This is a genomic window from Acinetobacter sp. USHLN143 (assembly GCF_037145695.1).
Classification (GTDB): Bacteria; Pseudomonadota; Gammaproteobacteria; order Pseudomonadales; family Moraxellaceae; genus Acinetobacter; species Acinetobacter fasciculus.
Genome location: NZ_JBBCWZ010000037.1, coordinates 18,301 through 29,633 on the forward strand (window position 1 = coordinate 18,301; position 11,333 = coordinate 29,633).

The 11,333-nt window shown below is 45.3% G+C and carries 9 protein-coding genes; 5 read left to right on the forward strand and 4 right to left on the reverse strand.

The genetic code is table 11. The features are described from left to right. Positions 1-151 precede the first annotated feature (151 nt). From gyrB to dnaA, 4 genes are all read right to left on the reverse strand, one after another. Positions 152-2,623: a DNA topoisomerase (ATP-hydrolyzing) subunit B gene (gene gyrB, locus WFH18_RS10620; RefSeq protein ID WP_148335201.1), complete on the reverse strand. Its 2,472-nt coding sequence runs from the start codon at positions 2,621-2,623 to the stop codon at positions 152-154. A 56-nt stretch (positions 2,624-2,679) separates the two neighbouring features. Next, complete coding sequence (gene recF / locus WFH18_RS10625) at positions 2,680-3,759, reverse strand: DNA replication/repair protein RecF (protein WP_004281936.1); 1,080 nt, start codon at positions 3,757-3,759, stop codon at positions 2,680-2,682. A gap of 28 nt (positions 3,760-3,787) precedes the next feature. Continuing rightward, positions 3,788-4,936: a DNA polymerase III subunit beta gene (gene dnaN, locus WFH18_RS10630; RefSeq protein WP_005252973.1), complete on the reverse strand. Its 1,149-nt coding sequence runs from the start codon at positions 4,934-4,936 to the stop codon at positions 3,788-3,790. Between the two features lie 109 nt (positions 4,937-5,045). Continuing rightward, positions 5,046-6,422 (reverse strand): chromosomal replication initiator protein DnaA, encoded by a 1,377-nt coding sequence (dnaA, locus tag WFH18_RS10635; protein WP_004281934.1) that lies wholly within the window; start codon positions 6,420-6,422, stop codon positions 5,046-5,048. A 660-nt stretch (positions 6,423-7,082) separates the two neighbouring features. Here dnaA and rpmH point away from each other — a divergent pair. The 5 genes from rpmH to mnmE all read left to right on the forward strand — a co-directional run bounded on the left by rpmH (position 7,083) and on the right by mnmE (position 11,189). Beyond that, positions 7,083-7,217 carry a 50S ribosomal protein L34 gene (gene rpmH, locus WFH18_RS10640; protein WP_000831329.1) on the forward strand — a complete coding sequence of 45 codons (135 nt, stop codon included), beginning with the start codon at positions 7,083-7,085 and terminating at the stop codon, positions 7,215-7,217. Between the two features lie 29 nt (positions 7,218-7,246). Continuing rightward, a complete protein-coding gene (rnpA, locus tag WFH18_RS10645; protein ID WP_121980066.1) occupies positions 7,247-7,639 on the forward strand; it encodes a ribonuclease P protein component in 393 nt (130 codons plus the stop codon). A gap of 9 nt (positions 7,640-7,648) precedes the next feature. Further along, the gene (gene yidD, locus WFH18_RS10650) at positions 7,649-7,969 is read left to right on the forward strand and encodes a membrane protein insertion efficiency factor YidD (RefSeq protein WP_004281931.1); all 321 of its coding nucleotides are present in this window, start codon (positions 7,649-7,651) and stop codon (positions 7,967-7,969) included. A gap of 5 nt (positions 7,970-7,974) precedes the next feature. Next, complete coding sequence (gene yidC / locus WFH18_RS10655; RefSeq protein ID WP_005245552.1) at positions 7,975-9,738, forward strand: membrane protein insertase YidC; 1,764 nt, start codon at positions 7,975-7,977, stop codon at positions 9,736-9,738. A gap of 92 nt (positions 9,739-9,830) precedes the next feature. After that, entirely contained in the window at positions 9,831-11,189 is a 1,359-nt protein-coding gene (mnmE, locus tag WFH18_RS10660) for a tRNA uridine-5-carboxymethylaminomethyl(34) synthesis GTPase MnmE (protein WP_005252976.1), read from the forward strand. Positions 11,190-11,333: the final 144 nt, after the last annotated feature.

Here is an 11,333-nt window from a genome sequence, read left to right on the forward strand (position 1 = left end):
GCTTTTTAAAACCTAAATGAACCCGTTCCATATCTAAAAATCGGTCCAAAATTACTTTATTTTGCCTAGCTCACAGGATATGAGTAAAAAAATTGGTCTAAAAAAAGCGCCTCGAAAGGCGCTTTTTTATATCTGATTTTATCCTGAAGGGTTATGCATCAATATCTGCATTCAAGGCATTTTCTTCAATGAAAGCACGACGTGGTTCTACGTCATCGCCCATCAAGCAAGAGAACATACGATCCGCTTCAATCGCATCGGTAACTGTCACTTGCAGCATGTTACGGTTGTCTGGATCCATGGTGGTTTCCCACAACTGTTCCGCATTCATCTCGCCCAGACCTTTATAGCGCTGGATCATCATGCCACGACGTGAGTCCTGCAAGATATGTTGCCAAACCTGATGGAAATTGCTGACCTGAATCTTGCGATCGCCTTTTTGCAAATATGCACCATCTTCAAGCAGACTAAACCAGCTCTTTGAATTCTTTAATAAACGTGCATATTCACTTGAACCTAACAGTACTGAGTCTAACAGGTAGCTATGTGGCAAGTTATGTACATAGATCGTGATACGTGGCAACCAGCTTGCAGTTTTTTGACCATCTGCCAGTTCTTTTTCAAAACGCTCCAGGGTTAATTCTGGACGTAATGTTGGCTGAATGGCTTCAATCGCTGCACGCAGATTCTCACCCCATGTTTCCACATAGGTTTTGTCTTCCAGCTGATCCAGCTTAAAACCTTCCAGTGACAGTAATGCATCAAGCAGACTCGCAGGATAACGCTGGGTCAAACGTGCCAAGCTCTTCTGGGAAGTCTGATAATCAGCAATCACATTCGCCAGTGCTTCACCACGAATCGCAGGCGCTTCTGCACTGATATGCAGTTCCAGCTCATCAATCGCATTCGAAATTAGGTAAGTTTCCAGTGCATCATTGTCCTTGATGTACTGTTCCTGCTTGCCTTTTTTCAGCTTGTACAGTGGTGGCTGGGCAATATAGATATGACCACGTTCCACAAGTTCTGGCATTTGACGGAAGAAGAAGGTCAACAGCAGCGTACGGATGTGTGAACCATCGACGTCAGCATCGGTCATGATGATGATTTTATGATAACGCAGTTTGTCCGGATTATATTCCTCACGACCAATACCACAGCCGAGTGCGGTAATCAGCGTACCAACTTCAGCAGAGGAAATCATGCGGTCAAAACGGGCACGTTCCACGTTCAGGATCTTACCTTTCAGCGGTAAAATCGCCTGCATTTTACGGTTACGACCTTGCTTGGCTGAACCACCTGCAGAATCACCCTCGACCAGGTACAGTTCAGACAAAGCTGGATCTTTTTCCTGACAATCGGCCAGTTTACCTGGAAGACCGGCAATATCCAGCGCACTCTTACGACGTGTCATTTCGCGTGCTTTACGCGCTGCATCACGCGCACGTGCTGCATCAATGATCTTGCCAGCAATCGCTTTGGCTGCTTGTGGATTTTCCAATAAATATTCAGAAAATGCCTTGTTCATGGCTTGCTCAACAGCCGTTTTCACTTCACTCGACACCAGTTTTTCTTTGGTCTGTGAAGAGAATTTTGGATCAGGTACTTTGACTGACACGATGGCAGTCAGGCCTTCACGCGCATCATCACCCGATACCGCAACTTTTTCCTTTTTCAGGATATTTTCGCTGTCCATGTAGTTGTTTAAACCACGGGTCAACGCAGCACGGAAACCGGCCAAATGCGTACCACCATCCTTTTGCGGGATGTTGTTGGTAAAGCAACGTACATTTTCCTGATAAGAATCATTCCACTGCAATGCGACTTCTACCGTAATACCGTTATCGGCCTGTGCAGCAGTGAAATGGAAAATATCATTCAGGTGAGTTTTGCCTTCGTTAATATATTTAACGAACTCAGACAGACCACCTTCATAATCAAAGACATGCTCGGCATTAATGCGTTCGTCACGCAGCACAATACGCACACCTGCGTTCAGGAACGACAGTTCACGCAAACGACGCGCCAAAATATCAACATTAAAAATGGTCTGACTAAAAGTCTCGGCACTTGGCCAGAAACGGACACGAGTACCGGTTCTATCGGTATCGCCCACTACTTTTAATGGATATTGAGAATCGCCATGACGGTATTCTTGTTCATGAATTTTACCGGCACGGTGAATGGTCAATTCGAGTTTTTCAGACAGTGCGTTGACTACGGAAACACCGACACCATGCAGACCGCCAGACACTTTATAACTGTTGTCGTCGAACTTACCACCGGCATGCAGAATGGTTAAAATCACCTCTGCTGCAGACACACCTTCTTCAGGGTGAATGTCGGTCGGAATACCACGACCATTATCAGAAACTGAAACCGATTCATCTTCATGGATCGTCACTATAATTTCATCACAGTGGCCTGCCAAGGCTTCATCAATCGAGTTGTCGACTACTTCAAACACCATGTGGTGCAGGCCTGTACCATCGTCTGTATCACCAATGTACATGCCCGGACGCTTACGGACTGCGTCTAAACCACGTAATACCTTGATGCTAGAGGAATCATAAGCCTTTTCAATGGTTTGTTCTGTTTGAGAAGCAGCTTGATCTTCTGAACTCATGGTTTCTCCCTAGTGAAAAATAGGTCTATCCAAAGATGGGTAAAACTCAAAAAATATTATTGCACAACTTGAACTGTACCGTTTTCAACACTGAATAACTGATATGAGATAGACAAATCATGTAAGTGCTTTTGTACTGATTCATGGTCTAAGGTGGTAATAAAAACTTGACTACCAAGTTGGCTCAATCGCTCAATTAAACGTTGTTGTGCGGTTAAATCTAATTCTGCTGTCACATCATCTAATAATACCACAGTTTCCTTATTACAAGAATGTAGCATTGCGATTTGCGACAGTTTTAGTGCGATCATCAGCAGCTTTTTCTGTCCGCGCGACAGGATCACATCAGCATCCCCCATCGGGGTCTTTAAACGCAAATCTGCGCGATGTGGGCCATATTCGGTATAGCGTCGCTCACAGTCTTTTTCATGCTGGTTGGTCAGATCATTTAGCAGGCCGGTTTCACTATGAAAGCCCGGACTGTATTCCAGACTGACTTGCAATTCAGGTAATAACTGTTTCAGATCATCTTCAAAAAATGGCTTCCATTGTTCCACGATGCCGACCCGTTGTGAATGTAGAATTTCACCATATTCACTCAGCATCTGGTTCCACGGTTCTACATCAGACAGACTCAGAAAACGTTTGCTTTTGAGCAGACTGTTTCGCTGTTTCAGCGCACGAGAATAATATTGCCAGGCATGATAAAACTCTGGTTCCACGTGGAACATTAACCAGTCGAGCAATTGACGTCGTGGTTTGGCACCATGATCGATGATATCGGTACTTTGTGGATCAATCAGTTGCAAGGGTAACAGTTTGGCCAGTTGTCCCTGAGTTGCCACTAGATCGCCATTGACCTTGATCAACTGTTCCCCGCTGGCCATTTTTTGCATGCCTATTTTTTCAGTCGCAGATTGTGCAAACACAATCGCATCCTGTGCGCCATGCTGGATATAATTTTTGGGAATATGGGTACGGAAAGAACGACCAGCAGCAAGTAAATGAATCGCCTCTAAAATCGAGGTTTTACCTGAACCATTTTGGCCATAAAAAACATTAAACGGCTGCAATCCGTGGAGAGCAACCGTCTTTAAATTCCGCACACGCTCAATATGTAAACGCGTAATATGCATGTCTTATATAAATATCAAGAGCCGCGGCTTAAACACGCATCGGCATGACGACATAGGTTTGATCCGTATGCGCCGGGTCTTGTACCAAGACAGACTGATTCGCTTCAGTCATGGTCATTGACACATCATCGCCATCAAGCACACCGAGTACTTCAATCAGATACTGCGCATTAAATGACATTTCTAGCGGAGAATCAGCATATTGAATCGCCAGATCTTCAATCGCTTCATCCTGCTCCGGGTTATTGGCGCGAAGTTGCAAAGAATCGGCATTAAAGTTTAGAAACACACCACGCAGCTTTTCATTACTTAAAATCGCCACACGTTGCAAAGACTGCTTGAACACGTCATGTGCGATCATCACCACTTTGTCGCCACCACGTGGAATCACACGGCGATAATCCGGGAACTTACCATCAATCAGCTTGGTGGTGAAACGCACGGTAATATCCGCCTGTTCCTTGTCACGGCTTGGCATATTGATGGTCACATTGAGCAGTTCACGACCGATCAATAGAGATAATTGCTCATCTTCAACGCTGAGCAGGCGCTGTAATTCTGCAACGGCCTTACGTGGCACAATCGCCTGAATCGGCTGTGTTGCAGTAGATTGTGCCGCTGTTTCACATAGTGCTAGGCGGTGGCCATCGGTAGTGACTGCACGTAGCTGATTGGTATCAATTTCCAGCAAAGTACCGGTCAGGTAAAAACGTACATCCTGAACTGCCATGGCAAAAGCAGTTTTTTCAAATAGACGTTTTAGCTCACGCTGTGTCACCGTTACTTGCGTGCCTTGGGTGTTTTCAGTGTTCAGTAATGGATAATCATCAGCAGGCAATGTCCCCAATACAAAACGGCTGTTGCCCGATTTAAGGATACAGCGCTGATCTTCAGTAATATGTAAATCCACCAATGCCGCTGAAGGAAGTGACTTACAGATATCAATCAGCTTACGTGCAGGAACTGTGGTCTCACCTTCCTGCAAACATGCACCTTCAGCCAGTGCTGTACTCGCCACCAGTTCGACTTCCAGGTCGGAACCGGTAACGGTCAATGCTTGCGCAGTCACCTGAATTTTCAGGTTAGACAGGATATTCAAGGTATGGCGACGTTCAACCGCTCCTACGACATGTGAGAGAACATTCAGTAAGCTTTCTTTCGCGATTTTTAAACGCACGGTGCATTCCTCTAAAGCTGAAGATTAATATAGAAAAAGTGATTTTTTTGACGGTTTACTATGCGGCAAAAGCAGCCGCATAGCAAGAATAGAATTTGAGCGATTTAGGTCAACTTTGCAATAGACGTTGCAGGTTTTTATAGTCTTCGTTAAAGATCGGATCTTCTTCCCGCAGGCTCTGTACTTTCTCGCAGGCATGCATCACGGTACTGTGATCACGCCCCCCAAAAGCCATGCCAATTTCCGGAAAACTGTCGCCTGTTAATTCACGTGCCAGACCCATCGCCAGCTGACGTGGGCGGGCATAAATCCGAGTGCGTTTTGGACCGACCAGTTCTTTCAATGGAATCCGGAAATATTCACTGACCACACGCTGAATGTTTTCAGTACTGATGGTACGGGCACGAATTGCCAGCACATCTTTTAAAGATTCACGCACCACATCCAGATCAATTGGCGTACCTTTAAAACGTGAAATCGCCACCACTTTGTTCAGCGCACCTTCCAGCTCACGCACGTTAGCCACCACCTGCTGGGCAATAAACAGCGCACAGTTACGTGGTAAATCGACCTGGTTGCTTTCTGCTTTTTTCAGCAGAATTTCAATTCGGGTTTCAATATCTGGCGGTTCAACCCCGACCGACAAACCCCAAGAAAAACGTGAAACCAGACGTGGATCCAGCTCTGTCAGCTCTTTAGGATAACGATCCGAAGTCAAAATAATTTGCTTGGATTCATCCAAAAGTGCGTTAAAGGTGTAGAAAAATTCGACCAGACTGGCCTCTTTACCGGCCAGCAAGTGAATATCATCGACCAGTAATAAATCCAGAGAACGGCAGTTTTTCTTAAACTCTTCGACTTTACCCTGCTGCAACGAGCTGACAAAGTCCTGTACAAAACTTTCTGCGGTCATGTACATGACGCGTGCATTCGGCTTGGCCTGCAACAGCGCATTGCCGACCGCCTGCATCAAGTGGGTTTTACCCAGACCGGTCGGACCATATAAAAATAACGGGTTGTGCTGTGAAGCCCCCAGCTGGGTCAGTACCTTGCGACAGGTTTCTGCTGCCATCTGGTTCGATCGGCCTTCCACAAACAGCGAGAAGGTAAACAATGGATTCAACTGACGTCTACGGCTATTTTTGCCGCTGTCTTCTTTTTCTTTCTTCGGCTTCGGCACTGGCATCGGTGTCGAGGTCAATGCCGCAGTCGTGGTCGCCGGTTGTTCACTGGCAGATAAAATCGCCCCTGGACGTGAATCGACCAAAATCTCGACCTTGCGTACCCGTCCTTCAGACAACTGTTCTGCCAGAATCGTAATCAGTTCCAGATGATGTTCCTGAATGTAACGCGTCCAGTAAGGATTAGGTGCATACAAACGCAAGCTGTCTTCCAGCTCTTCTGCAACCAATGGGCGAATCCACATTGTAAAGACATTTCCAGAGAGCTCTTGTCGCAGGCGATTTAAGCAGTCCGTCCAAAGCATGTGAATCCCCTATTCATTCCATTGTTCATTCAAAAAAGATGACCGCGACCAAAAGCGGGTCGCCATTCTAACCAAGTTATCCACATCTGTCATGGCAATTTCCACAAAAACTGTGCAAAAAGAAATCACCATGCATAAAATTAAATTTAAAACCCAGTGTGGATAAGTTTATCCGCAAGCTGTGGATAAAATATATCATAAAGTTATCCACAAAGTATAAAATTAATAGAAACAGTTTTATCCACAATATAAGTTTATGTTTAATTAAATAAAAAGTGGCTTATCCATAGAAAAAGTGCTCCCTAATAGTAATAAATTTAAATTTATAAATTTGAATTTATTTATAAGATCACTGGTTTTTGTGGATAACTCAAAAAACTTCAAATTTAAATTCAAAACCGTAAGTTAAATTTAAACTCTGGATAACATGTGGATAACTTTGTTGATAGAGTTGTTTATAACTTATATATATTTATATAACAATAACTTAATTTGTGATTAACTTGAATTGAACTATTTTTTATTCAGTTCTTTGAAAAACCAGGGTCTTTATCTTTTTTGATCTTATTTGAAAAGAAAACCGCTTTTGCATTGACAGCTCAAGCAATGAGCACTAAAATCGCGGACCTTCATAGAAAGATCATTTTTTGGAGTTTCAATATGAAACGTACATTCCAACCGTCTGAATTAAAGCGTAAGCGTGTTCATGGTTTCCGTGCTCGTATGGCTACTAAAGCTGGTCGTCAAGTATTAGCTCGCCGTCGTGCAAAAGGTCGTCATAGCTTAACTGTTTAATCAGTTACGCTAAGACGATTTTGGGTGTTATGACAAAACTTTATAGTTTTGGCACAGAGTTGCGATTACGCTGTGCTGCCGATTATAAAGGTGTCTTTGATGGTGCGCTTTTTAAAGTGCATCAACCCCATTTCTTATTTCTTGCAAAACGTTCCGAACTGCCAAATAGCCGTTTGGGTTTAGTTGTTGCCAAGAAGAAAGTGCGACGTGCACACGAAAGAAATCGAGTAAAACGACTTGCTCGCGAAAGTTTTCGCCTGCATCAACAGCAATTAGATGACTTAGACATTGTAATCATGCCGAAAATGGGTGTTGAAGCAGTGCCTAATGCAGAATTGCACCAGCAATTACAATTTGCCTGGCAGAAACTGAACCGTCTCGCCAAAAAGCATTCAAAAATAGCCCCCTCCCCACAAAAGTAGAGTTGGCCAATGGTACGTTTACTGCATTGGTTGATCCGTTTCTATCAGATTGCGATTAGTCCTCTTCTTGGACCGCGCTGTCGTTATATTCCAACTTGTTCTCAATATTCCTTGGAAGCAGTCCAGATGCATGGCGCTGGGCGTGGAGTGTGGCTGGCTACTAAACGTATTTGCCGTTGTCATCCGTGGGGGGGCTCGGGATATGATCCTGTTCCCTCAAAAGCGATTCGTTTTATTTCATTTCAGCAAATAGATTCTCAAACGCTTCACGTTGCTGTACCCTTTCGTGATCGTTTATTGAACCAAAATCACTCTCACCACTTGGGGTAATACATATGCAACAATGGGCCAGGATTGCAATTCTCGGAGCCATGTTTGTTGTCGCATATTTGCTCATTTTGGCGTGGCAAAAAGATTATGGAAATGCTGAAACAAAACCGCAGCAGGAAACTGCTGTTGTTTCACATGACGTATCTGCAGATTTGCCAAATGGTCAGACGGCTACAGTTGCCTCTGATCTGCCACAAGCAAATGTGCCAGCACAGCAAGCCACGGATGCCACAGCACCTGTAAGTCAGCAGCTTATTTCAGTACAAACTGACCTTTATCATCTTTGGATCAATCCGAAGGGTGGTGATATTGTTCGTATTGAATTACTCAATCATGACAAGAACAAAGATAGCGATGAACCTTTCGTCATGCTGGAAAGCGATGCGAAACGTACTTATGTCGCCCAGTCTGGCCTGATCGGTCTGAATGGACCGGACAGCAGCCGTAACGGCCGTCCAATGTATGAGCTGGAAAAAACTGCTTATACCCTGGCAGATGCGAAAACAGTCAAATCCAAAGATGGTGAAAACCTGAAAGTATTGTCTGTACCGCTAGTGTTTAAAACCGCTGACGGGATCGAGATCATTAAGACCTTCAATTTCACTGAAGGTGAATATCCGGTCGTAGTGAATCACAAAGTGGTCAACCGCAGTGGCCAGACCTGGCAAGGTCAGATGTTCGGTCAGATCAAACGCGATAACTCGGAAGATCCAGGCAAATCTGATCAGGGGATCTTTACGCTGGGAACATTCCTGGGCGGTGCATGGGGTACCCCGGACGAGCAGTACAACAAGCTTAAATTCGACAACTTTGTTGAAGAAAAAGTCAGTACTGAAGCGACAGGTGGTTGGGTGGCAATGGTACAGCACTACTTTGTCAGTGCATGGGTTCCAGGTCAGCTAAAGTTGACTCAAGGCAATGGCGAAGCTTATAGCGCCAAGCTTGAATCACGTAAATCAACCGATAACATGAACATCATCGGTTTTACCTCCCCGACGTTCAATGTGCCAGCAGGTACAGTAGCTGAAATTGATGCGACTTTCTATTCAGGTCCAAAAATCCAGTCAGAACTGAAAGATTTGGCTGCGGGTTTAAACCAGACGGTTGATTATGGTTGGTTATGGCCAATTGCGAAATTACTGTTTGTTGGTCTTGAATTCTTCCATGGTCTGGTGGGTAACTGGGGCTGGGCAATTATTCTGTTGACCATCTTGGTGAAAGTGATCCTGTGGCCATTGTCGTCGAAGAGCTATCGCTCGATGGCGAAAATGCGTGTGATTGCGCCAGAAATGCAACGCATGAAAGAAGAGTTCGGTGAAGACCGCATGCGCTTCTCTCAAGAAATGATGGCATTGTACAAACGTGAACAGGTCAATCCGCTTGCCGGCTGTTTACCGCTGTTATTACAAATGCCGATTTTCCTGGCCTTGTACTGGGTGTTGATGGAATCTGTGGAACTGCGTCATGCGCCATGGATGCTGTGGATTCAGGATTTGTCTTCAATGGATCCTTGGTTCATTCTGCCGTTGTTGATGGGCTTGACCATGTATATCCAACAGTCGTTAAATCCACAACCAACTGATCCAATGCAGGCGAAAGTCTTCAAGTTTATGCCGATCATTTTTACCGTATTCTTGTTGTTCTTCCCGGCAGGCTTGGTTCTGTACTGGATCGTCAACAACTTGATCACGATTCTGCAACAAACTTTGATTAACAAGTCTGTTGCCAAAGATCGCGCGAAACGTGATGAGGCCACTCCAGTCAACTAAGTTGTACGGATAGGCTGAATAAATCCGCTTAAGATGGTAATCTTAGGCGGATTTTTTTTGGCTGTACTTTTGAGTCTTTGCAGGTGAATTTTATGCTCAACCGAACCACAACTATTGCTGCGATTGCAACTCCACCAGGACGTGGCGGCGTTGGGGTGATTCGCCTGTCAGGTCCAAAATCTTATGAGATTGCCCAGCAACTGACACAAAAAGAGCTGCCAAAAGCGCGTTTTGCCGGTTTCCGCCAATTCTATGATGCGGCCGGCGAAGTCATGGATGAAGGACTGGCGATTTGCTTCCCGAATCCAAACTCTTTTACCGGCGAAGATGTCGTAGAGCTGCAAGGTCATGGCGGTCCGGTGATTCAGAATGCCTTGCTTGGCCGTTTGCTGGAGCTGGGCGCCACTGCAGCCAAGGCCGGTGAATTCTCGATGCGTGCCTTCGAAAATGGCAAACTGGATCTGGTGCAGGCTGAAGCAATTGCCGACCTGATTGATGCAACTTCGCAAGCGGCTGCCCGTTCTGCAGTACGTTCTTTGCAAGGGGCGTTTTCGACCAAAGTCAATGCAGTCCTTGAGCAGCTGATTCACCTGCGTTTGCATGTGGAAGCCGCAATTGATTTCCCGGAAGAAGAAATCGACTTTCTGGCGGATGGCAAGATTTTAAATCTGCTGGATGGCGTATCCAGTGCAGTCACTCAAGTACAGCAATCTGCACGTCAAGGTCAGTTGTTACGTGAAGGTTTACAGGTGGTAATTGCGGGTAAACCGAATGCCGGTAAATCTTCCTTACTGAATGCGCTGGCTGGAATTGAACGCGCGATTGTGACCGATATTGCCGGTACCACCCGTGATGTCCTGCATGAAAAAATTACCTTAAATGGTCTGCCGATCACCCTCACCGATACCGCAGGCTTGCGTGAAACCGGCGATATCGTAGAAAAAGAAGGAATCCGCCGCGCGATTAAAGAAATTGAACAGGCTGATTTATTACTCTTGGTCTATGACTTAAGCCAGGGCGAAGATCCGCTGCAACTTGCTCAGGAATATTTTGCTGAACATATTGGACCGAAACGTTTGATGCTGATTGGCAATAAATGTGACCTGACCGGGGCTGAAGCTATAATTGGCGATTTAAATGGTTTCCGGCATATCGCAGTCTCTGCCAAGCAGGAAACCGGTGTTCAAGCGCTCATAGAAGCGATTACAGCGCATGCAGGCTTCCAACCCGAAGAAGATACCTTTATCGCACGTACCCGTCATTTAGACGCAATGAAGCGCACCCAGCTCTATCTAGCTGAGGCGCGTGAGCAACTGGTGGTGTATAACGCCGGTGAACTGGTGGCAGAGTCCTTACGTCTGGCGCAAAATGCCTTGGGTGAGATCACTGGTGATTTCAGTGCAGATGACCTGCTGGGCAAGATCTTCGGTTCATTCTGTATTGGAAAGTAATTATCTAATAAACATCAAAAAAGCCCTCAATTGAGTAATGCCAGTCAGTTAAGAAATTGACTGGCATTTTCTTGGGTATTTCTGTGGTTTTCCTTTCACAACTCGTGGGCAACTTCTAACCCTCCTCTCAGGCAACACATACCT

Bases quoted from the DNA above. Each gene is read 5' to 3' on its own strand.
- gyrB (WP_148335201.1), bottom strand. From the start codon at position 2,623: ATGAGTTCAGAAGATCAAGCTGCTTCTCAAACAGAACAAACCATTGAA.
- recF (WP_004281936.1), bottom strand. From the start codon at position 3,759: ATGCATATTACGCGTTTACATATTGAGCGTGTGCGGAATTTAAAGACG.
- dnaA (WP_004281934.1), bottom strand. From the start codon at position 6,422: ATGCTTTGGACGGACTGCTTAAATCGCCTGCGACAAGAGCTCTCTGGA.
- rpmH (WP_000831329.1), top strand. From the start codon at position 7,083: ATGAAACGTACATTCCAACCGTCTGAATTAAAGCGTAAGCGTGTTCAT.
- rnpA (WP_121980066.1), top strand. From the start codon at position 7,247: ATGACAAAACTTTATAGTTTTGGCACAGAGTTGCGATTACGCTGTGCT.
- yidD (WP_004281931.1), top strand. From the start codon at position 7,649: ATGGTACGTTTACTGCATTGGTTGATCCGTTTCTATCAGATTGCGATT.
- yidC (WP_005245552.1), top strand. From the start codon at position 7,975: ATGCAACAATGGGCCAGGATTGCAATTCTCGGAGCCATGTTTGTTGTC.
- mnmE (WP_005252976.1), top strand. From the start codon at position 9,831: ATGCTCAACCGAACCACAACTATTGCTGCGATTGCAACTCCACCAGGA.